We start from the raw sequence: 23277 nt of genomic DNA, 5'->3' as shown, positions 1-23277 counted from the left end.
CTAAGGCTGCGGTATTGTCAGCTCGGCTACGAAATCATAGGCATCGCCGCGATAGAGTGATTTTGTAAACTCCACCACCCGACCGGACGACAGATAAGAAATCCGTTCGATGGACAGGCCCGCATCGCCTTCCTTGACGCCCAGAATGCGTGCGTCGGGGTCCTTGATGTTGCAGGCTGCTATGCGCTGGACCGCACGCACAGGGCGAAATCCGGTGCGGCTCAGCTCGGCATAGAGTGAGCCCTTGACCGCATCCGGGTCGGGCAGGATTTCGCTTGAAAGACTTGCGCGCTCGATGGCCAGCGGCATGTCACTCGCAATGCGCAGACGACCGAGGCGAGCAACGCGGGTTTCCGAGGAAACGCCCAGCTTCATCATCTCTTCAGGCGAAGGGTAGTAAAGGCCGCGCTCCAGCCATCTGGATTGCGTGGTGATGCCGCGGCGCGCCATGTCTTCGGTAAATGAAGTCAGCATCGAGAGCGACTGCTGCACGCGCTCGCTCGGGCGCACGACGAACGTGCCCGAACCATGACGGCGCACGAGAAGCCCGGCCTTGACGAGATCATCCACCGCCTTGCGCACTGTCACGCGGCTGATATTGGCATATTCAGCAATGTCGCGTTCCGGCGGCAGGGCTTCACCGTCAACCAGCTGCCCGGCGCGGATCGCAGTCTCCAGTGACTGACGCAGCTGCATATAGAGTGGGCCACCAGAAGAGGGAGCAGAACCCTGCAGGTTCTTGGGCAGGAAAGCGCTGAAATTTCCGCTCATTCGCGCGCCTTTCCATTTTGCGACCCATATCGCTTGAGGGCCAGTTGTAGAGCGCCTGTCAAAGCATCCGCCGCCGGTTTGACCAGAAGCTTCTGCTGGTATGGCGGCAGCCATTCCACATAAAGCGGTGCCATGCCGCCAAGCAGGCTGATGCGTTCGGCGCCCTGTTTGATCAGTACGTCAAGCGTTTCACTCACATAACTGGCAGAACGCTCCAGCAACATCCGTGCGGTTTCGTCTCCCTCGTTCGCATACTGGAAAATACGTGGAGCATATTTGCCGAAGTCGCCCGGCTTCGCAGTCCAGGCAAATTCGACCAGATTATCCGGATTGTTGTCAAACTCGTTCAAAAGGTCCGTCGTCAGGCGTGTGCGTGGATGAATGCCGTCATGCACGAGCAGGCTTTCCTGCAACAAGCTTTGACCGAGCCGCGCGCCACTGCCGAGATCGCTCAGGGGAAAACCCCATCCGCCGACTGAATGAATTCGACCGCTCCGGCGTGTGATATAGGCCGTGCCCGTGCCGAGAATGGCAACGATGCCGTCCTGATCGCCAAGCGCACCCTGCAGGGCGATCACGCCGTCAAACTCCACATTGGAGTGCGCGAAGGGCAGGCCGCGTTCTATCGGGGTGCCTGCACCCACGACATTGCCGCCTGCCAGACCGAGAACTGCGTGACTGGTCGCATAATGCGTCTTGTCCAGCCCGGCATCATCAAAAGCGTTATCGATCGCCGCGATCACATTGATCAGCGCCGTTCGCGGATCGGTGACGATATTGGCGGAGCCGCTGCGCCCCGAACCCAGAATCGCACCATCGCTACCCGCCACCACGGCGCGACATCCCGTGCCGCCACCATCGACGCCAATGAAGAATTCAGTCATGAAGATACCTCCGGCTTGAAGATACCAAAAAAATACCATTAACCAAGCAGATTTGTCGGCTTGAGAAAAAATTGATTAATTCGTTGATAAAATTTGAGAAAAACGACTGTTTTAAATTTTTATGCGCGAAAGTTGTAAACTTCTCTGGACAATTGGTACGTTTTTGGCATTAATTTCAACAGAAGGGGAGCGCAATGCCGCTGAGGGCGAGGAGCACGCGGATAGGGATGGAGATCACCGGCGGGGGCCGGTACTTTTCCCACAACGCGAGGAGCGATCGTACTGAAGCGGTCTGGCGTACTTTCGCCTCTGTTGCGCATCCGCGCTAAAAAACGGGAGAAGGTCAAATGGTTCGTAATACGTTGAAACTCATGCTGCTGGGTTCCACGCTTTTGGCGTCGGGATCGGCTGCGCTTGCCGAAGATGTCACGTTGACGGTCGAAAGCTGGCGTAACGACGATCTGCAGATCTGGCAGGAAAAGATCATTCCGGCTTTTGAAGCCAAGAATCCTGGCATCAAGATCAATTTCGCACCGAGTGCGCCAACCGAGTATAACGCGGCCCTCAATGCCAAGCTCGACGCCGGTTCAGGCGGCGACCTTATTTCCTGCCGTCCGTTCGACACGTCGCTCGAGCTTTTCAACAAGGGCAAGCTCTCCGACCTGACCGATCTCGAAGGCATGAAGAACTTCTCCGACGTTGCCAAGTCCGCTTGGAGCACTGACGACGGTTCAAAGACCTTCTGCGTGCCGATGGCTTCGGTTATTCACGGCTTCATCTACAATCAGGAAGCCTTCGACAAGCTGGGGCTCAAGGCTCCGACCACGGAAGCCGAATTCTTCGAAGCTCTCGACAAGATCAAGGCAGACGGCACCTACATCCCGATGGCCATGGGCACGAAGGATATGTGGGAAGCCGCAACCATGGGCTACCAGAATATCGGACCAACCTACTGGAAAGGCGAGGAAGGCCGCAAGGCTCTGATCGCCGGTACAGAAAAGCTCACCGATCCGCAGTGGGTCGAACCGTTCAAGGTTCTTGCCAAGTGGAAGGATTATCTGGGCGACGGTTTCGAAGCGCAGACTTATCCGGACAGCCAGAACCTGTTCACGCTTGGCCGCGCCGCCATCTATCCGGCTGGTTCGTGGGAAATTGGCCTGTTCAATACGCAGGCGCAATTCAAGATGGGTGCCTTCCCGCCACCGGTCAAGAATGCAGGCGATACCTGCTACATCTCCGACCACAACGATATCGGCCTTGGCCTCAACGCTTCGAGCAAGCACGCAGAACAGGCAAAGGTTTTCCTGAACTGGGTATCTTCGCCTGAGTTCGCTGAAATCTATGCCAATGCGCTGCCGGGCTTCTTCAGCCTCAATTCGACGGCTGTGAAGATGAGCGATCCGCTGGCACAGGAATTCGTTTCCTGGCGCGAAAAGTGCAAGCCAACCATTCGTTCGACCTACCAGATTCTCTCGCGTGGCACGCCGAACCTCGAAAATGAAACCTGGGTTCAGTCGGCCAACGTCATCAACGGCACTGTGACGCCGGAAGATGCCGCGAAGAAGCTGCAGGAAGGTCTGGACAGCTGGTACAAGCCTGCGAAGTAAAAACGCGGGACAATATGGGCGGCGATCGCGGGGGCGCGCCGCCCATATCTTTTCGTCTGTCGCATCGACATGCAGTTTTGCAATCGGTGCATTCCGTGTCAGTTTAAAATGACGCGAGCGGGCAGGGATGGGAAATATTGTTTCCCGGTTTGCACGCATTCTCGTGAACGAGAACGCTAACCATCGGTTTTATGCATTTCCGAACGCAAATGGTTCATACCTTTGCTGGAAATGCTCTTGAAGAGCGAATGCCTATATGAGCCAATCTGCCGACATGACAGGTATTGTGCACAAGCGCCCAAGGCGTTGGCATATACTTGTATTTCTTCTGCCCTGCGTCCTGATCTATACGGCGGTGATGGTGCTGCCATTGATCGAGACACTTCGGCAGGCATTCTTCAATGTCGTCGACGGACAGCGCGCTTTTGTGGGGTTCGCCAATTTCCAGGCACTTTTCGGTGATCCGAACTGGTCACGCGATTTCTGGAATGCGTTGAAAAACAACGTTATATTCTTTTGTATTCACATGCTTGTTCAAAACCCGATCGGCATTCTGCTGGCAGCCATGCTGTCCCTGCCGAAGCTGCGTTTTGCCGCCTTCTACCGCACGGCGATCTTTCTCCCAACGCTGCTGTCCTTCGTGATCGTGGGCTTTATCTGGAAGCTGATCCTGTCGCCGATCTGGGGCGTCGCACCGTGGATGATGGACCTTGTCGGTCTCAAATGGCTGTTTGGCCCGTGGCTCGGCAAGGCGGATACGGCGCTTGTCACCGTGTCGCTCGTCTCGGTCTGGCAGTTCGTCGGCATTCCGATGATGCTGATCTATGCAGCTCTTCTGAATATTCCCGATGAAATCATCGAAGCCGCTGAATGTGACGGCATCACCGGTTGGAGCCAGTTCTTCAAGATCAAGCTGCCGCTGATCCTGCCTTCAATCGGCCTGATCTCGGTGATGACCTTCGTTGCCAACTTCAACGCGTTCGACCTCGTCTATTCGATGCAGGGTGCGCTTGCCGGACCGGACAAGTCGACAGATATTCTGGGCACGTTCCTTTATCGTACTTTCTTCGGCTTCCAGCTGCAGCTTGGCAATCCGTCCATGGGCGCAACCATCGCCGCCGTGATGTTCCTCATCATTCTGGCAGGTGTGTCGCTCTACCTGTTCGGCATCCAGCGTCGCATGCGCCGCTACCAGTTCTGAAGGACGAGACCATGTCGAAAGCACGCACATCGCCCATTCGCACCACTCTCGTTCATGCGGCCCTGATCTTCTACATGCTGATCGCCGTGTTCCCGGTGGCGCTGACGCTGATCAATTCGTTCAAGGATCGTAATGCGATTTTCCGCACGCCGTTGCAGTTTCCGACACCGGAAAGTTTCAGCCTCATCGGCTATGAAACGGTTCTGAAACAGGGCTCCTTCCTGACTTATTTTCAGAACAGCACCATCGTCACGGTGGTGAGCATCTTCCTTGTGATCCTGTTCGGTGCGATGGCAGCCTTTGCGCTCGCTGAATATCGCTTCAAGGGCAACACGCTGATGGGGCTTTATCTCGCCATCGGCATCATGATCCCGATCCGGCTCGGCACGGTTGCACTGCTGCAAGGCATGGTAGCCGCAGGTCTGGTCAACACGCTGACGGCGCTGATCCTCGTTTATACCGCGCAGGGTCTGCCGCTTGCGATCTTCATCCTGTCGGAATTCATGCGAACAGTATCCGACGATTTGAAGAATGCCGGGCGAATAGACGGCATGTCGGAATATGCGATCTTCTTCAAGCTGGTGCTGCCGTTGATCAGGCCTGCCATGGCCACGGTCGCCGTCTTCACCATGATCCCGATCTGGAACGATCTCTGGTTCCCGCTGATCCTTGCGCCAAGTGAAGCCACCAAGACGGTGACTCTCGGTTCGCAGCTGTTCATCGGTCAGTTCGTCACCAACTGGAATGCGGTTCTGTCAGCGCTTTCGCTGGCGATGTTCCCGATCCTCGTCCTTTACGTCATATTCTCGCGGCAGCTGATCCGCGGCATCACCGCGGGGGCTGTAAAATGAGTTCTGCAATGCAAAATCCTGTTCGTGTTCTTTCCGCCGGGCTCGGCAATATGGGCCGCAGCCATGCGCTCGCCTACCACCGCAATCCAGGCTTCGAGGTCATCGGCCTCGTCAATCGCACCAAGGTTGCTGTTCCGGATGAACTGGCAGGCTATGAAATTCATCCTTCCTTCCATGAAGCACTGAAGGAACTGAAGCCCGATCTCGCCTGCGTCGCCACCTATTCGGAAAGCCATGCGGATTATGCCGTCGCGGCGCTGGAGCAGGGCGCGCATGTGTTCGTGGAAAAGCCGCTGGCAACGACGGTTGAGGATGCGCGTCGGGTAATCGATTGCGCACGCGCCAACGGGCGCAAGCTCGTCATCGGCTATATTCTGCGCCATCATCCGTCGTGGATGCGGCTTATTTCCGAGGCACGCCAGCTCGGCGGACCTTACGTCTTCCGCATGAATCTCAACCAGCAATCCAGTGGCGCAACCTGGGAGACGCACAAGAACCTGATGAACACCACGTCGCCCATTGTCGATTGTGGCGTGCATTATGTGGACGTCATGTGCCAGATCACTGACGCCAAGCCGGTGGAAGTACGCGGCATGGGATTGCGCCTCTCCGACGAGATCAAGCCGGACATGTATAATTACGGCCATCTTCAGGTGTTATTCGATGACGGCACGGTCGGCTGGTATGAAGCGGGCTGGGGACCGATGATGTCGGAAACGGCCTTCTTCGTGAAGGACGTCATCTCGCCGAACGGCTGCGTCTCGATCGTCATGAACGAGGCCGTGACCAAGTCCGACGATGTGGACGCACATACCAAGACCTCGACCATCCGTGTTCACCGCGCCGAGCGCGGAGCAGATGGAAAGTTCCTGAAACCGGATACGGACCTCTCGATGGCCGACGAGCCCGGACATCAGGAGTTGTGTGAACGCGAGCAGGCTTACATGCTGAAGGCCATTCGCGAAGATATCGATCTCAACCGACATATGGATGACGCGCTGCAATCGCTGCGCATCTGCCTTGCGGCAGATGAAAGCGTGCGCTCGGGCCAGCCTGTCAAACTGTAAGCCGGTAGAAATTAGAGCGGTTCCAGTTAAAACGGAATTGTGGAACCGCTCTATCTCTTTGTTTTCACGCATTATCCTACGCAAAACTGCTTCGCACTTTTGGCTCGGAAATGCTCTAAGGGAATTTGTTACGTGGGATCGCTGCTACTCAAATCGGTACACAAGCGCTACGGCGCACAGGAAGTTCTGCAGGATATCAATCTTGAAGTGCAGGACGGCGAGTTCATTATCTTCGTCGGACCTTCCGGTTGCGGCAAGTCAACGCTGCTGCGTTCCATTGCCGGTCTGGAAGACGTCTCTTCCGGTCAGGTGCTCATCAATGGCGATGATGTCACAGTCACGCCGCCTTCCAAGCGCGGCATCGCGATGGTGTTCCAGTCCTATGCGCTTTATCCGCACCTGACGGTCAAGGACAATATGGGGCTTGGCCTCAAGCAGGCAGGTACGCCGAAGGCCGAAATTGAAACGCGCGTTTCCAAGGCTTCGGCAATGCTGTCGCTTGACCCTTATCTGGGTCGCCGTCCGGCTGAAATGTCGGGTGGCCAGCGCCAGCGCGTCGCCATCGGGCGTGCACTGGTGCGCGAACCGGAACTGTTCCTGTTCGATGAACCGCTGTCGAACCTCGATGCTGCACTTCGCGTGCAGACGCGGCTTGAAATCGCCAAGTTACACCGCGAGCTCAAGGCGACGATGATCTATGTCACGCATGATCAGGTTGAGGCCATGACGCTTGCGGACCGTATCGTTGTCCTCAATGCCGGCCGCATCGAGCAGGTCGGTTCGCCGATGGAACTCTATAACAAGCCTGACAATCTGTTTGTCGCGGGCTTCATCGGATCGCCGCAGATGAATTTCGTGGACGGCACCCGTGTTGGCGACACAGGAGCGAAGACGGTCGGTATCCGTCCCGAGCATATTTCCGTCAGCCGCGACAGCGGCAAATGGAAAGGCAAAGTCATCCACGCCGAACATCTCGGTGCCGATACGATCCTTTACGTCGAAACCGAAGCTGCAGGCCTGATTACGGTGCGGCTCTTCGGCGAACATCACTACAACGAAGGCGACATGATCTTCATTACGCCTGATGATAGCAAGACGCATCGGTTCGATGCGAACGGCAAAGCGATCCGCTGAACCGAACATTTCGCAGCTTCTTACCAAGCCTTACCCACAAGCCGCGCCCTCGGGTGCGGCTTTTCTTTTTGGAGAATCGGCGTCGTTTGATGGACGTAATTCTCGCTGGGATACATGGACAAAACGCCTCATGCTGAGTTTGTGAGAAACGAAAACCGTGCTCGAAAGGGCCGAAAGAGTACCAATAAGTACTGACGTTCTCGTCAATCAAAAGCAATATTATTGCGGTACTAGATAGTTAAACATTCCACTTAAAATCCCATCGAAATCACGGGAATAAGCTTGTTTCGTCCGGTGCACCTTAGCTGCGGCCAAAGCACGAGCGAACCCGTTTCACAAAAGAGTGCCGAAGCGGCCGAAAAATAATCTTGCTTTATTTTTGAACCCGTTCCACCCTGAAAACGGATGGTGCCGAAGGAGGAAATCGGCGCCATGTCGCATGGGAGGAACAAGGTCGGCAGATGTGACCAACAACGCCGACGATAGGGTTTCCGAAACGCACGGAACCAATCCGATATTCTCCCGTTCGACATTTTGTAAGTTCCCTAGGCCAGTTGCGAGGCCAGTTTCGAGGGTTACCCGCATGAGTGATGATGTCGTACTATCCCTGCATGTTCCCGAGCCGGAGTGGCGGCCTGGCGATGCACCGGATTTCTCCCATGTCAAAATCCCGCGTGCGGGAAGCGTTCGCAGGCCGGAAATCGACGAAAAGCCGGAAGCAATGCGCGATCTGGCTTTCAGCATCATCCGCGTTTTGAACCGCGAAGGCGAGGCGGTCGGCCCCTGGGCGGGCACCTTGACCGATGATGAGTTGAAAGACGGGCTTCGTCACATGATGATCCTGCGCGCCTATGATGCGCGTATGATGATGGCCCAGCGTCAGGGCAAGACCTCGTTCTATATGCAGCATTTGGGTGAAGAGGCGGTCAGCTGTGCTTTCCGCAAGGCATTGCGCAAAGGCGACATGAATTTCCCGACCTATCGTCAGGCCGGTCTGCTCATTGCCGACGATTATCCGCTCGTCACGATGATGAACCAGATTTTCTCCAACGAGCAGGACCCGTTGAAAGGCCGTCAGCTTCCGGTGATGTACTCGTCACAGGAACATGGCTTCTTCACCATTTCCGGCAACCTCGCGACGCAATATACGCAGGCCGTCGGCTGGGCCATGGCTTCGGCCATCAGCCACGATACGAAGATCGCGGCAGCATGGATCGGCGATGGCTCGACCGCAGAAAGCGATTTCCACGCCGCATTGGTTTTTGCTTCGACCTACAAAGCCCCGGTGGTGATGAATATCGTCAATAACCAATGGGCCATTTCCACCTTTCAGGGCATTGCGCGCGGCGGCTCCGGCACTTTCGCAGCACGCGGCCACGGCTTCGGCATTCCTGCCCTGCGTGTCGATGGCAATGACTATCTGGCCGTTCATGCGGTTGCCAAATGGGCTGTGGAACGCGCCCGGCGCAATCTCGGACCGACCATCATCGAATATGTGACCTATCGCGCTGGCGGACACTCAACCTCTGACGATCCATCCGCCTATCGTCCGAAGGCCGAAAGCGACGCATGGCCGCTCGGCGATCCGATCCTGCGGCTCAAGAACCATCTTATCAAGCGCGGCGTCTGGTCGGATGAACGTCACAAGCAGGCCGAAGCCGAAGTGATGGATCTGGTGGTGGCTGCACAGCGCGAAGCGGAAGCCATTGGTACATTGCATGACGGTCGCAAGCCATCGATGCGCGACATGTTTGAGGATGTCTATGCCGAAACGCCGCCGCATCTTATCCGCCAGCGTCAGGAGGCGGGGTTTTGAGCATTTCCAGGAAAAGTGTGAAGCGGTTTTCCGTTCGGAAATGCGGAGGAAATAATTCATGACCAAAATGACTATGATCGAGGCGATCCAGAACGCCCACGATATCGCCATGGAACGCGACAAGAAGGTCGTCGTGTTCGGCGAGGATGTTGGTTATTTCGGCGGTGTTTTCCGCTGTACGGCTGGCCTCCAGAAGAAATACGGCAAGGAACGCTGCTTTGACGCGCCGATCAGCGAGCTCGGCATTGTCGGCACCGCCATCGGCATGGCCGCTTACGGTCTTCGCCCCTGCATCGAAGTGCAGTTCGCGGACTATGTCTACCCGGCCTACGACCAGATCGTTTCCGAGGCCGCACGCCTACGCTATCGCTCTGCGGGCGAGTTCACCTGTCCTATCGTGATCCGCATGCCTTCCGGCGGCGGCATCTATGGCGGCCAGACGCACAGCCAGAGTCCGGAAGCGCTTTTCACCCATGTGTCGGGCCTGAAGACGGTCATGCCGTCGATGCCTGCCGATGCCAAGGGACTGCTGCTGGCGGCCATCGAAGACCCTGATCCCGTTATCATGTTCGAACCGAAGCGTCTTTATAACGGTCCTTTCGACGGGCATCATGACCGTCCGGTGACATCCTGGAAGAAACATGATCTCGGTGATGTGCCGGAAGGCTATTATACCGTGCCGCTGGGCAAGGCTGCCATTCGCCGCGAGGGCAGCGACGTGACGGTGCTTGCCTATGGCACCATGGTCCATGTGGCGCTTGCCGCCGCCGAGGAAACCGGCGTCGATGCTGAGGTGATCGATCTTCGCACGCTGCTTCCACTCGATACGGACACCATCATGGCGTCTGTGAAGAAGACCGGGCGCTGCGTAATCGTGCATGAGGCGACGCTGACCTGCGGTTATGGTGCAGAACTTGCCGCACTCGTGCAGCGTGATTGCTTCTATCATCTGGAAGCGCCGATTCTCCGCGTTACCGGTTGGGATACGCCTTATCCGCATGCGCAGGAATGGGCCTATTTCCCCGGCCCGGACCGGGTTGGCCGTGCGCTAACATCCATCATGGAAGCTTGAGGGGGAGGGAAACATGGCACATTTTACAATTAAACTCCCCGATGTTGGTGAAGGCGTTGCCGAGGCCGAATTGGTCGAATGGCATGTGAAGGTTGGCGATGTCGTGCGCGAGGACGATCTTCTCGCTGCCGTCATGACCGACAAGGCAACGGTCGAAATTCCATCGTCACGCGGCGGCAAGGTCATCGCCGTCAATGGTGAAGTCGGCGAGAAGATCGCTGTCGGGTCTGAACTCGTCCGTCTGGAGATCGAGGGCGATGCGACAGAAGAGAAATCCGAAGGGAACGCAGAAGAACCGGCTCTGACTGCTGTTGAAACGGCCAAGCCGCAACCAGCACCAACTCCCGAAACACCGGTTCTGTTGCAGACGCCGGTTCCTCCAAAGCCCGCTGCGCCGAAACGTGAGAGCGCAGGCCGCGCATTCTCTGGTGCGGGTCCAATACGCAGCGAGGGCGAAAGGCCGCTGGCAACACCGTCCGTCAGACTCCGCGCTCGCGATGCCGGCGTCGATCTGCGTCGTGTTCGCGGTACGGGTCCGGCGGGGCGCATCACGCACGAAGATCTGGACGTCTTTTTCCAGCAGGAAACAGGCGCGTCACCGGCTCTGTCCGGTTATGCAACCGACACCTCGGTCAACGAGATCAAGGTCATCGGCCTTCGCCGCAAGATTGCCGAACGCATGGCCGAGGCGAAGCGCCATATTCCGCATATTACCATCGTCGAAGAGGTCGATGTTACACAGTTGGAAGAGCTGCGTAGCGGCCTCAACAATGAAAAGAAAGAAGATCGCCCGCGTCTGACGCTTCTGCCTTTCATTATTCGCACTATCGTCAAGGCAGTGAAAGAACAGCCCGGTCTCAATGCGCATTTCGATGACGAGGCCGACATCATCCGCCAGTTTGGTGGTGTGCATATCGGCATCGCCACGCAGACGCCCAACGGTCTGATTGTGCCGGTGGTACGCCATGCGGAAAGCATGAGCGTGTTCGCTGCAGCTTCTGAGTTGTCGCGCGTTACCGACGCGGCGCGCAACGGTACGGCGAAGCGGGAAGAACTGACAGGTTCCACCATCACCATCACATCGCTTGGACCACTCGGTGCAATCGCCACGACACCGATCATCAACCGCCCGGAAGTCGCAATCGTCGGCATCAACAAGATGGCCGTGCGTCCTATGTGGGACGGCGTGCAGTTCGTGCCGCGCAAGATGATGAACCTGTCGTGCAGTTTCGACCATCGCGTGATCGACGGCTGGGATGCAGCGGTCTTCGTGCAGAAGCTGAAAAGCCTTCTGGAGACGCCCGCGATGATTTTTATAGAAGGCTGATCGAATGAGCGAGATTTCCTGCAAACTCCTGATCATCGGCGGCGGTCCCGGCGGCTATGTATGCGGCATCCGGGCAGGCCAGCTTGGCATTGATACGGTGCTGGTGGAAAAGACACGACTGGGCGGCACGTGCCTCAATGTGGGCTGCATTCCATCCAAGGCACTGATCCACGCAGCTGATGAATTCCACCACCTTTCCGTCTTTGCATCGAAGGGCGCGCTCGGCATTACGGCGCAGAATCCGGCCATTGATTTTGCCAGAACGCTTGAATGGAAAGACGGCATTGTGAGCCGTCTGAATGGCGGTGTGGCTGGTCTCCTGAAACGGTCGCGCGTGCGCATGTTCCATGGACAGGCACGCTTTCTCGACGGGAAAACCGTTCTTGTCGAAACCGATACCGGCCGCCAGACGATCCATGCCGAAAACATCGTTATCGCAACCGGCTCGGTTCCGGTTGAAATTCAGGCGCTGCCATTTGGCGGAAAAGTCATTTCGTCCACTGAAGCGCTGTCGCTGGAAAAGGTGCCGGAAAAGCTGGCCATCGTCGGTGGCGGCTATATCGGACTGGAAATCGGCACGGCCTTTGCCAAGCTTGGCGCGAAAGTCACTGTGGTGGAAGCCACTGACCGCATCCTGCCGCAATATGATGCCGAGCTGACGCGTCCGGTCATGGCGCGTTTGAAGGCGCTTGGCGTCGAAGTCCTGACCAGCACTTCAGCCAAGGGACTATCGAAGGATGAGGCAGGGCTTGAAGTCCTGACCGCCGACGGCGCTACGAAGACCATCGAGGCCGACAAGATCCTCGTCACTGTGGGCCGCAAGCCGCAGACCGACGGTTGGGGTCTCAGTGAAATTCGTCTCGATATGGATGGACGTTTCATCCGTATCGACGAGCGCTGCCGCACCTCCATGCGCGGTGTCTATGCCATCGGTGACGTGACCGGCGAGCCAATGCTTGCGCATCGTGCCATGGCACAGGGCGAGATGGTGGCGGAAATCATCGCAGGCGGCAATCAGCTTTGGGATAAGCGCTGCATTCCCGCCGTCTGCTTCACCGATCCGGAAATCGTTACGGTCGGGCTATCGCCGGATGAGGCACGCAAGGCCGGTCATGAGATTCAGGTGGGCATTTTCCCGTTTCAGGCCAATGGCCGGGCAATGACGATCGAGCGTGAAGACGGCATGATCCGTGTCGTTGCACGTGCGGATAATCACCTCATCCTCGGTATTCAGGCTGTTGGCGTCGGCATATCCGAGCTTTCATCATCCTTTGCGCAGGCGGTGGAGATGGGGGCAAGACTGGAAGACATCGCCGGTACGATCCACGCACATCCGACATTGAGTGAAGGCTTTGCCGAAGCCAGCATGAAAGCGCTCGGCCACGCGTTGCACATCTAGCTCTTCAACTTACGCTCGTGCCGCCAGAGGAAAATGGCGGCACCGGCAACCATGGCAGCAAGCGCAAACCATGTGATTGCATAGGAAAGATGGCTGTTACGGAATTTCACGACCGTCAGTCCACCAATGGGAAGCGCTCCTGTGCCAGCTGTTGCATCCGCATCGATGAAATAGGGCGCAGCAGGTCCCAGGTTTTCTTTCTTCGCAAAGGCTGCGACATCGCGTGAATTCCAGTCATTGCGCGCCGGATCGTTCGGACGCAGGAAGAACCCGTCAGGTTCCGGCATACGCAACAGGCCTGTTACGGTCGTTTCACCAGCAATCTGCGTTTCCTGCCGCGATGACGGATCGCGCTTGTCGCTTGGAACAAAGCCGCGATTGATGAAAGTCAGTGCGCCATCGGATGAACGCATCGGCGTCAGGACCCAATAGCCTGCGCCGCGCTCGGTCAGCGCATGGACCAGCACTTCCTTGTCGTTCAGATAGGTGCCGGTCAGCGTGACATGACGGTATTCATCGTCTTTCTGGTTGACGTTGGCCCAATCGTCCGGACCCGGCGCTGCAACTGGTTCGGCGTGAACGCGCGCATCGACCCTTGCGATGAGATCGAGTTTCCATTGCAGACGCTCCACCTGCCAGATGCCTAGCCCCATGAAGAGAATGAAGAAGAAGCCCACCAGAATCGTCAATAACCCCAGAAAGATGCCAGACTTCTTATTTTCCGGCTGTCCGTCGGTTTGAGCGGGCGAGGGCATAGCATTTCCTTGATGTCTGGATGAAGAGAGACAATTGCTATCCCTTACCCCAGACGTCTCCTTTTAAAAAGGGTAGGGCTGGAACAAGACCGTGATCGACACTGCCGACCAGCAAATATCGGAAAATAAAAAATGCAGCGCCTGCTGCGCTGGGATGCGAGCGACGCTGAAGAAAAACGTGATACGATTAATTAAACTCAGGCTAGTTTATGAATTCTGCGTCTGCGGTGCGAATAGCCACCCTTCGACAGGCGCAATACGTTGCAAACCTGTGTTTTGTCTTCGGAAGGCTTTGGCATCTGCTCATGAATGCGCAGCAAAATCTGCTGCGTAACTGTACGATCCTTTTCGGTAGCCGCAGGACCGATAATAATGCTCTTCATCGATCATTCTCCCTATCTTCTGGGCGCGAGACCGCTTTCGAGGCTATCTCGACCGATTATCAAGAATGTACGAATGAACTAAGTATTAACCAAATTTTACATCTTGACAAGCGCATTGGCGCAACAGTTTCCAACCTATTGGCAAGGCACAGCAAAAAGCCGAATCGCGTGTGCGATCCGGCTTTTTATAACTTGGATTTAGCAGTGATCAGTCGCGGTTGCCCGTCAGGATCTCGCGCTTGCCGACATGATTGGCAGGGCCGACCAGACCGTCCTTCTCCATACGCTCTACGAGCGAGGCAGCACGGTTATAACCGATACCGAGGCGGCGCTGGATATAGGACGTGGAGCACTTCTTGTCGCGCATCACGACCTTGATGGCCTGTTCATATACGTCATCACCATCTTCCGAACCCATCGAGGTTGCATCGAAAACCGCTGCGTCCTGCGTTGCGTCTTCGTCTTCCTCGTCTTCCGTGACGGTCGCCAGATAATCCGGACGTCCCTGTTCCTTCAGGTGGTTGACCACTTTTTCGACTTCCTCATCGGAAACGAACGGGCCATGGACACGGACGATGCGTCCGCCGCCTGCCATATGAAGCATGTCGCCCTGACCGAGAAGCTGCTCGGCACCCATTTCACCGAGGATCGTGCGGCTGTCGATCTTCGAGGTGACCTGGAACGAGATGCGGGTCGGGAAGTTTGCCTTGATCGTGCCAGTAATGACATCGACTGAAGGGCGTTGGGTTGCCATGATGAGGTGGATACCGGCGGCGCGGGCCATCTGGGCAAGACGCTGGACAGCACCTTCAATGTCCTTGCCAGCAACCATCATCAGGTCGGCCATCTCGTCGATGATGACCACGATGTACGGCATCGGCGTGAGGTCGAGCTCTTCCTGAATATAGGTCGCTTCACCCGTTTCCTTGTCGAAGCCGGATTGCACCGTGCACATCACGGTTTCGCCCTTGCCCTTGGCCGAGGCGGCACGGGCATTGAAGCCTTCGATGTTACGCACGCCAAGGCGGGCCATCTTGCGATAGCGTTCTTCCATCTCGCGCACGGCCCATTTCAGAGCGACGACGGCCTTTTTCGGATCGGTAACAACCGGGGTCAGCAGATGTGGAATACCGTCATAGATGGACAGTTCCAGCATCTTCGGATCAACCATGATCAGGCGGCATTCTTCCGGCTTGAAACGGTAGAGCAGCGAGAGGATCATCGTGTTGATGGCAACCGACTTACCTGAGCCGGTGGTGCCTGCCACCAGAAGGTGAGGCATCTTGGCCAGTTCAGCGATGATCGGCTCGCCACCAATACCCTTGCCGAGGCAAAGCGGCAGACGGTAATTCGATGCCTCGAAAGTGCGGCTATCGATCATTTCGCGCAGGTAAACAGTTTCGCGATTGGCATTCGGCAGTTCGATGCCGATGACATTGCGGCCGGGAACCACAGCCACGCGGGCGGAAAGCGCCGACATGGAGCGGGCGATATCATCGGCAAGGCCGATGACGCGCGAGGACTTGACGCCGGGCGCCGGTTCAAACTCGTAGAGCGTGACGACAGGGCCGGGGCGGACATGAATGATCTCGCCGCGCACGCCGAAATCCTCCAGTACGCTTTCGAGCAATCCCGCGCTGCGTTCCAGCATTTCCTGCGTGATCACATTTCCGTCCTGTTCGGGCGGCATCTGCAGAAGGTCTCGCGGGGGAAACTCATAGCTGCCGTGAATGACAGGCGTTTCGGCGCGGGGGAGGGGTTGCGGCTGGTACAATGCAATCGAAGGCGCTGCCTTGGCCGCAACGGGCTTTTCGATGACCGGCTCCGGAACCACTACTTCCTCGAAGACATGTTCTTCCGCTTCAGCAACGGTGAGTACAACTTCGTCCTCGGTGGCTTCGCCGATAACTTCGGGTGCGATCTCTGGCGCAGCCACAATCGGCTGCGGCGCGGGCGTTTCGACCTGAACGGTAGCAACAGGTTTCGGTGCAACCGTTTCAATTGGCGCAATGGCAACCGGTGCCTCTACGACTGGCTGAATCGTGGCTACTGCAGCTGGCGCCGGTTGCTTGTTCCATTCGCGAATACGGAACTGTGCCAGAATGGATTCAACGGTCGGCAAAGGCTTGCGCGGTTCTGCTGGAACAGCAGAAACCAGAGGCTCCGCCGGCACGATTGCCGTATCGATGTCGCAACCTTCCCAGAAAGCGAAGTCTGAAAGATAGGTGAAGGCCGATGGCTTGGCCGGATTTACAATGTCAGCCGCGACCGGTTCAACCGCAACTGGGGCTACTTCCAGAGCGGGCTCTGCAGAAGCTGCAACAACTGCCACAGGAACCGCAGGCATTGCGGGCGGCACCGGTGCTATTGGCGAGCGAACCATGCTCTGCGACACGGTCTTCTGCAATTGTGCGACAGCCATAGGCTGGGCTTCGGCAACCTTCTCGACGCTGATCTCTGGCGCAGCTTCAGCTTGAGTGCGCTCATTGATGCTCGGGAGTTCCTCGCCGCGACGACGCAAAAGCTCAACTTCTGGCGTACGGGTAAAACGAACATTCGCACCGAGCGAAAAATGGATTTTCCAGGCATCGTCACTGGCGGGATTTTGACTACCCGTCTGACCGCTAGGCTGCTTCGGGTCCTGAGCGTTCTCTGCACGATTTCCTGTAGACTGGGGGAAATTTTCTCTCAAATTACGCATGATACCTGAACCATAGATACTGTCGCCTGAATGAGCCCAAGTAATAAAAAATGAAGGTTAACAACCCCCTTCCGAAACGACCCAAAAGACAGAAATTTCTTGCGGGACATATACCCTCATGCATAGCCTCCCAAAGGCTATATTACCTTCGGTTGCATGTATAAAATCAACAATATCAATCTAATAAAGATATTTCTTATATTGATTTATGCGCAATGCAACAATCAAAGGTAGTTTCCGCTGCCTGTTAATTCTGCAGCCGTGAACGGCATCCGGCGGCAGAGAGCCGTCAAGTCAGAGACTCACCGATCAGTCCCGTGCGAGGGCGACGACCGGATCGAGTTTGGAGGCGTTGCGAGCCGGAATAAAGCCGAATCCGATGCCGATCAGGCTCGAGCAGACAAGCGCAACCACGATGGAGGCGGGCGAATAGATGAGCTGGAACATCGAACTGAACTGCGCAAACAGCAGGCCGAATCCGGCAGCGATGAGAACACCAAGCACGCCACCGATCAGACAAACGAGAATCGCCTCGATCAGGAACTGCTGCAAGATATCGCTCTGGCGTGCGCCAATGGCCATGCGGACACCGATCTCGTTGATTCTTTCCGATACGGCGACAAGCATGATGTTCATGACACCGATGCCGCCGACAAAAAGCGATATGCCTGCAATGCTGGACACGAGAAGGGCAAGCGTCGCTGTCGTGGCCTGAATGGTCTTTTGCAGGCTGTCGGTATTGAAGACTGAGAAGTCCTTCTCGCCATGCCGTTTGGTCAGGAAGGCCGTAATCAGTTTTTCGGCTTCTGACGGGTCCATTGTGTCGGCGACGCGAACGAGGATCATCTGCAATGAACGTGAGCCGGTCATGCGTGTCTGCACAGTCGTGTAGGGCAGGTAGACTTCAAGCGTCTGAGCGCCACCCGGTCCGCGTTCCTCGGCCTTGACGACACCGACAATGCGCACTGGCACTTTGTTCAAAAGGATGATCTTGCCGATGACAGAGCCTACTTCATGGGGAAAGAGTGTCGTCTTGGCTGTTTCATCAACCACAGCCACCTGTTCCAGATCATCGACATTGCGCTGATCGAAAAACCGGCCTTCGAGCAATTTGCTGTTGCGTGTGACGAAATATTCCGCACCCACACCGTTCACCGAAACGCTGACTTCCTTGTCGCCGACACGGATCGTGGAACTTGTCGAACCGGATGGCGTCGCAGCCACCACATAGGGCAGTTTCGCGATCTCCTTGGCATCGTCCAGATTGAGTGTTGTAATCTGCGCGGCTTTCAGGTCACCAAATCCCCTGCCGGGACTGATGTAGAGCGTATTGGTGCCAAGATCGCTGATCCGCTCCAGAATCTGCCGCTGTGACCCTTGTCCCAGCGCTACGACGCAGACGACCGATGCCGTGCCAATAATGATGCCGAGCATAGTCAGAAACGTGCGCAGCCGATGCGCATTCATCGACCGGAGCGCCATTGCGAATGCCTCGTTGAAGCGGTCGCGAAGCCCGGCCAGTAGCCTCGGCTTGGCCTGCTGCTGCTCAACCGGCACAGACATCACTCGGCGCTCGGTCTCACCGTTACGTGTGTCGGAGATGATTTCGCCATCGCGAATTTCGATGATGCGCTGCGCCCGCGCTGCAACCTGCCGGTCATGCGTGACGATGACGATGGTGCGTCCTTCGCGGTTCAGTTCCTGAAGGATGCCAAGGACTTCCTCGCCGCTATGGCTGTCGAGCGCACCCGTGGGCTCGTCCGCCAGAATAACATCAGCATCGTTGATGAGGGCGCGGGCGATGGAAACGCGCTGCTGCTGGCCCCCGGAAAGCTGACTGGGCCGGTGATGGGTGCGTTCACCCATACCAAGCCGCTGAAGGATCATTTCAGCCTTTTCGCGCCGTTCCGCCTTTTTCTGGCCTGCATAAATGGCCGGGATCTCGACATTGCCCACGGCGTCCAGTTCACCAAGCAGATGATAGCGCTGAAAAATGAAACCGAAATGCTCACGCCGCAATTGTGCCAGCTCATCAGCTTCAAGTTCCGACGTAGCGCGACCGGAAATCAGATATTCGCCTTCCGACGGACGATCCAGACAGCCGAGAATATTCATCAGCGTGGATTTGCCCGAACCCGACGCACCAATGATCGCCACCATCTCTCCGCGCTCGATGGTCAGGTTCACATGGTTCAGAACCGTCGTGAAGTCGTCACCCGACGGATATTGTCGGGAAACGCCCTTGAGCGAGAGAAGCGGCGTATCGCTCATGTCAGAAACTGTCCGGGGCAGGAGCAGTAACCTGATTATCGGTCACGACCTTATCCCCCTCGTTCAGACCCGAACGGATTTCGGTGTTGACCTTGTCGGTAATGCCGGTTTCGACCGTGCGTTCTTCGATCTTGTTGGCGCTTGTCACCACGCGAACCGTGGCCTTGCCCGGTTCACTCGTGTCCTTGAGAGCGGTCACAGGCGCAATCAAGGCGTCTTTTGCCTTCGCAAGCAGAATATGAACTTCGGTCGTCATGTAGGTTCTGAGCAGCCCATCCGGATTGGGAACGCTGAAAATACCCTTGTAGTAAATGGCCGAGGCAGTCGCCGAGCTCGATGCGCTCACAGCCGTTGTCGTGAAGCTTTTGTCACTGACGATGGAATCCGGAGCCGGTTCAATCTTTTCCAACGTCGCGTCATAACGTTTCAGGTTTTGTCCCGATATGGTGAAATAAAGCGGCATTCCTTCGCGAACCTGAGTAACATCCGCTTCCGAAATGTCCGCCTCGACGGTCATCGTGTCGAGTTGGCCGAGAATAGCGATCGTCGGCGCGCTTTGCTGCGCGTTGACGGTCTGGCCTTCCTGAACCACCGTCGCAAGGATCGTGCCGTCAATGGGCGCTGTAATGCGGGTATAAGCGAGATTGGTTTCGGCGATCTGGACGTCGACTTTCGCCGCCGCAATCGCCGCCTCGCTGTTGGCGACCTGTGCTTCCTTCGACTTTACGGTGCTGACCGCCTTGTCGTAATCCGCACGTGCAACGGCATTCTTGCCGATCATCATCTGGTTTCGCGCCAGATCCTGCCTGGCCAGCTCGAGATCGGCAAGGTTCTGTGCACGGGTGGCTTCGTTCTGGCGAAGCGACGCCTGGGCCTTGTTCAGCTCGTTCTGCTGATTGGTCGAGTCAATCAGGGCAACGACTTCGCCGGCCTTTATCTGCTGGCCCGGTTTCACTTTGAGCGAAAGAATGCGGCCTGTCGCCTGCGCGCCGATGGCAACCAGATTTTTAGGCCGCAAAGTACCCGTTGCAAGAACCGAACTTTCGATCTCGCCGCGCTTGATTTCAGTCGTGGCGGGCAGAGGTTCTTCTTTCGTGAGGGAGCGGACGACAAAATAGCCCACGATCAGCAATGCGATGAGGACGGCCAGCCACAGGCGCCAGCGAAAACGGCGTTTCGACTTGGGTTTCATAGTGGTCTCTTATCGGTTGTCAGTGGAGGAAGCGGCGGGGTCTTGACGATGCGCGGACCCGTATAGCCGTCAACGACTTCAGGTTTCGCAACATCAATGATGCCGTTCCAGCCACCACCCAGTGCTTTCTGCAGGGCGACATAATTCAGGACCAGATCGGTCCGGGCCTGACTAAGGTTGGTTTCTGCGCTCAGAAGGTCACGCTGCGCCGTCAGCACATCGACGAAGCTCTTCGTGCCAGCTCTATATTGCTCCAGCGTCAATTCGTTGATCTTGCGGCTGTTGCCAACGATTTTCTGTAGCTGCGCGGTGCGCAAACGGTTCTGGTTGAGCGATACGCTGGCATTCTCGACTTCGCTGAGCGCCGTCAAGATGATTTTGCGATAGGCGATGAAAGCCTGGTCTCTTGCTGCTCTTGCCGCGTCGACGTCCGCATTCAGCTGGCCGCCATGGAAGACAGGTACGCTCAAACTTGGACCGAAAGCCCAGCTGATTGTCGACAGTTTTCCAAGGTCACCGAAATTGGCGCCACCCGTATTGATGTTGCCGGTGAGCGAAACACTTGGATAGAGCAGGGCCTGTTTCTGGCCGATGCTGGCAGTTGAACTTGCATAATCGCGTTCCGCTGCGCGGATATCCGGGCGGCTGAGCAGCAAATCGGCAGGCAGGCCGGCTGAAATTTTGCGTGGGATCGCGGGTATCGGACGTGATTTGTCCAGAACGCTCGCAAGTGCCGAAGAAGACCGGCCCGTCAACACTGACAACTGATTGAGATATTGGGCGTAGCTGATCCGCAGACCCGGTATCTGGGCTTCAGTCGATGCGGCCTGTGTCTCGGCGCTCAAAAGATCGACCTGCGAGATTTGTCCGGCTTCCAGCTGGCTGCGTGTCAGTGCTACGGTCTGCCGCTGGGACGCTGCATTGCGCTGCGCAATGGCAATATTGGCCTGCGCACCGCGCAAGTTTGCATAGTTGGTTGCGATGTCGCCGATCAGCGTAATGAGCGCTGCCCGCAATTGCTCATTTGCGGATTCGACATTGTAGTAGGCTGCTTCCACACCGCGCCTGTTGCCGCCGAAAAGATCGAGTTCCCATTGGGTTTTAAAACCCATGCTCGACTGATTGGAGGCAAGAGTAGTTCCACTGTCAGATCGCGTGAAGCTTCCGCTTCCATCCAACTGCGGATAAAGCGCGCCACCGGCCGAGGTGTAATTGGCGCGGGTCTGCCGCACCTTCGCCTTCGCAGTAGCAACATCCGGGCTACCGGCAATTCCGTCCGCTATCAGCTGATCCAGAACCGGGTCTTTCAGGTTTTTCCACCAATCACCCAATTGAGGGGCACGCTTGTCAGCCTTGCTGTTCCAACCAGCAGGCGTCAGCACATTTGGCTTCTGATAGTCAGGACCAACGGTGACGCATGCCGCCAGCAATGGCAGGATACTTCCCAGTACAGTCAGGCGAACAAACGATGTCGTCAAAAAATTGGTCCTGAAATTTCAGCGCTGTCATCGATTCGGCATATGACTGCCCCGAAAACGAAGCGCCCTTATACCGGCAACGGTTGTGCCTAAGCAGCCCAAACTCGTGGGAGCGTGCCATGGGTCGCGCCGAGTCGCGGTTTTGCAGCATATTGCCATCCTTCGACTTCGACCATTAGGGAATGATCGAAGCCAAATGTGGCAATACACAGAAAATATCAGGATTTGATGTGGACCCCGTCAGAGGTTGCCGCGTCTAATCTTTGTTGCTTTCCAGCCAGTCGGCCAGCCAGCCGGCCAGCGAGCGGCGGTTTGCGGCGCGTCCGCGCATAGGTTCAGCCATGCACATGGAGTTGAGGACGGCTTCCTGCGTGCATTCAACTGCTGCGCGAAACAGCGTATCGATACGGTTTTCGTTGAGCACCGCGATCTCGACCACATCACGCGTTTCATCATGGTCGAATGTCACAGCCGTTGAAAAGCCGATGGCGATATCACCGCTTCCGTGGCCCCAGAATGCACCGAGGCGTGCCAGTCCCGCGCCACAGCGGCGGGTCACGCGCTTCAACTGGCGGTGTTCCATCGGAACATCTGTCGCCAGCACCAGAATGACTGAACCTTTTTCCGGCTGTGCTTCGGCCTTCGGCGAAGGCCTGCGCCCGTCCGGAAGAACCAGATCACCGGCGCGGCCAAAATTGGTCAGCGCCAGAACACCGAGGTGATGCACCTTGCCGTCAAGTTCGAACTGGCGCGAGGATGTGCCGATGCCACCCTTGAAACCGAAACAGCTCATGCCGGTTCCTGCACCGACATTGCCTTCGCTAACGTCCGTTCCCGCAATCTGCAAGGCTTCCTGCGCATCGGCTTCCGTGACGGCCATGGCCTGAATGTCGTTGAGCGGACCGTCATTGCATTCCAAAACGACTGGATTGACGGTCGCCGTGGTGCGCCCGATATCGGGATTGCCTGCAATCGCCTCTCGGATCAACGCATTGGCGCAGGTTCCGACGCCAAATGTATTGGTGAGCAGGATCGGCGTTTCCAGCGTGCCCAGTTCCTCAACCTGCACGAGACCGGTGCTTTTGCCAAAACCATTGATGACATCGCAAGCGGCCAGCACCTTGCGGCGATATATGTTGCCGTCATGTGGGATGATTGCTGTCACGCCGGTGTTGATATCGCCGTTGCGCAAGGTGCGGTGCCCCACGCGCACGCCCGGCACATCGGTGATGGCGTTGTTTTCGCCCGGCTGCATGATGCCGCAGATGATGCCGTAGTCGCGTGCCTTGCCTGTCATGGTTATTTCCGTGTGCTGGCCTCGATAATGCGCATGAGCAAGGCCCGCATCGACGGGCCTTGCTCTAAGAT

At 56.7% G+C, this 23277-nt stretch carries 18 protein-coding genes; 9 read left to right on the top strand and 9 right to left on the bottom strand.

From position 1 onward, the window contains the following. Complete coding sequence (locus KWJ32_RS03385) at positions 1 to 771, bottom strand: GntR family transcriptional regulator (RefSeq protein WP_012092945.1); 771 nt, start codon at positions 769 to 771, stop codon at positions 1 to 3. Next, a complete protein-coding gene (locus tag KWJ32_RS03380) occupies positions 768 to 1655 on the bottom strand; it encodes an N-acetylglucosamine kinase (RefSeq protein ID WP_012092946.1) in 888 nt (295 codons plus the stop codon). The genes KWJ32_RS03385 and KWJ32_RS03380 overlap by 4 nt, the downstream gene beginning before the upstream one ends. Before the next feature lie 347 nt (positions 1656 to 2002). Between KWJ32_RS03380 and KWJ32_RS03375 the strand changes: the two genes are divergently transcribed. The 9 genes from KWJ32_RS03375 to lpdA all read left to right on the top strand — a co-directional run bounded on the left by KWJ32_RS03375 (position 2003) and on the right by lpdA (position 13129). After that, positions 2003 to 3262 carry an ABC transporter substrate-binding protein gene (locus KWJ32_RS03375; RefSeq protein ID WP_010658744.1) on the top strand — a complete coding sequence of 420 codons (1260 nt, stop codon included), beginning with the start codon at positions 2003 to 2005 and terminating at the stop codon, positions 3260 to 3262. A 256-nt stretch (positions 3263 to 3518) separates the two neighbouring features. Beyond that, positions 3519 to 4463 carry a sugar ABC transporter permease gene (locus KWJ32_RS03370; protein ID WP_010658745.1) on the top strand — a complete coding sequence of 315 codons (945 nt, stop codon included), beginning with the start codon at positions 3519 to 3521 and terminating at the stop codon, positions 4461 to 4463. 11 nt (positions 4464 to 4474) lie between these two features. Then, entirely contained in the window at positions 4475 to 5314 is an 840-nt protein-coding gene (locus KWJ32_RS03365) for a carbohydrate ABC transporter permease (protein WP_010658746.1), read from the top strand. Next, entirely contained in the window at positions 5311 to 6381 is a 1071-nt protein-coding gene (locus tag KWJ32_RS03360; protein ID WP_012092947.1) for a Gfo/Idh/MocA family oxidoreductase, read from the top strand. Before KWJ32_RS03365 ends, KWJ32_RS03360 begins: the two co-directional genes overlap by 4 nt. A 132-nt stretch (positions 6382 to 6513) precedes the next feature. Continuing rightward, the gene (locus KWJ32_RS03355; RefSeq protein ID WP_012092948.1) at positions 6514 to 7515 is read left to right on the top strand and encodes an ABC transporter ATP-binding protein; all 1002 of its coding nucleotides are present in this window, start codon (positions 6514 to 6516) and stop codon (positions 7513 to 7515) included. Between the two features lie 583 nt (positions 7516 to 8098). Next, a complete protein-coding gene (locus KWJ32_RS03350) occupies positions 8099 to 9331 on the top strand; it encodes a 3-methyl-2-oxobutanoate dehydrogenase (2-methylpropanoyl-transferring) subunit alpha (RefSeq protein ID WP_012092949.1) in 1233 nt (410 codons plus the stop codon). 58 nt (positions 9332 to 9389) lie between these two features. Beyond that, the gene (locus tag KWJ32_RS03345) at positions 9390 to 10403 is read left to right on the top strand and encodes an alpha-ketoacid dehydrogenase subunit beta (RefSeq protein ID WP_151609522.1); all 1014 of its coding nucleotides are present in this window, start codon (positions 9390 to 9392) and stop codon (positions 10401 to 10403) included. 13 nt (positions 10404 to 10416) lie between these two features. After that, on the top strand, positions 10417 to 11730 hold the full coding sequence (locus KWJ32_RS03340) for a dihydrolipoamide acetyltransferase family protein (RefSeq protein ID WP_012092950.1): 1314 nt from the start codon (positions 10417 to 10419) through the stop codon (positions 11728 to 11730). Positions 11731 to 11734: 4 nt separating this feature from the next. Next, on the top strand, positions 11735 to 13129 hold the full coding sequence (gene lpdA / locus KWJ32_RS03335; RefSeq protein ID WP_125300621.1) for a dihydrolipoyl dehydrogenase: 1395 nt from the start codon (positions 11735 to 11737) through the stop codon (positions 13127 to 13129). On the opposite strand, the gene KWJ32_RS03330 is transcribed toward lpdA, so the two are convergent. From KWJ32_RS03330 to KWJ32_RS03300, 7 genes are all read right to left on the bottom strand, one after another. After that, on the bottom strand, positions 13126 to 13884 hold the full coding sequence (locus KWJ32_RS03330) for an SURF1 family protein (protein ID WP_012092952.1): 759 nt from the start codon (positions 13882 to 13884) through the stop codon (positions 13126 to 13128). The two genes, lpdA and KWJ32_RS03330, sit on opposite strands and share 4 nt — an antisense overlap. A 197-nt stretch (positions 13885 to 14081) precedes the next feature. Continuing rightward, the gene (locus KWJ32_RS03325; protein ID WP_010658754.1) at positions 14082 to 14267 is read right to left on the bottom strand and encodes a hypothetical protein; all 186 of its coding nucleotides are present in this window, start codon (positions 14265 to 14267) and stop codon (positions 14082 to 14084) included. Positions 14268 to 14475: 208 nt separating this feature from the next. Then, positions 14476 to 16968, bottom strand: coding sequence for a DNA translocase FtsK (locus KWJ32_RS03320; protein ID WP_094515801.1), 2493 nt, complete (start codon positions 16966 to 16968; stop codon positions 14476 to 14478). Between the two features lie 309 nt (positions 16969 to 17277). Beyond that, the gene (locus KWJ32_RS03315; RefSeq protein ID WP_010658756.1) at positions 17278 to 19239 is read right to left on the bottom strand and encodes a MacB family efflux pump subunit; all 1962 of its coding nucleotides are present in this window, start codon (positions 19237 to 19239) and stop codon (positions 17278 to 17280) included. Between the two features lies 1 nt (position 19240). Then, entirely contained in the window at positions 19241 to 20431 is a 1191-nt protein-coding gene (locus KWJ32_RS03310) for an efflux RND transporter periplasmic adaptor subunit (protein WP_125300617.1), read from the bottom strand. Then, positions 20428 to 21909 carry an efflux transporter outer membrane subunit gene (locus KWJ32_RS03305; protein ID WP_012092956.1) on the bottom strand — a complete coding sequence of 494 codons (1482 nt, stop codon included), beginning with the start codon at positions 21907 to 21909 and terminating at the stop codon, positions 20428 to 20430. The genes KWJ32_RS03310 and KWJ32_RS03305 overlap by 4 nt, the downstream gene beginning before the upstream one ends. A 256-nt stretch (positions 21910 to 22165) precedes the next feature. Beyond that, positions 22166 to 23206, bottom strand: coding sequence for a P1 family peptidase (locus KWJ32_RS03300; protein ID WP_151609520.1), 1041 nt, complete (start codon positions 23204 to 23206; stop codon positions 22166 to 22168). Between the last annotated feature and the right edge of the window lie 71 nt (positions 23207 to 23277).

It is taken from the genome of Ochrobactrum sp. BTU2, from assembly GCF_024539785.1.
Classification (GTDB): domain Bacteria; phylum Pseudomonadota; class Alphaproteobacteria; order Rhizobiales; family Rhizobiaceae; genus Brucella; species Brucella anthropi.
Note: the sequence above shows the minus strand (reverse complement) of the source record. Positions and strands in the feature narration are given on the sequence as shown.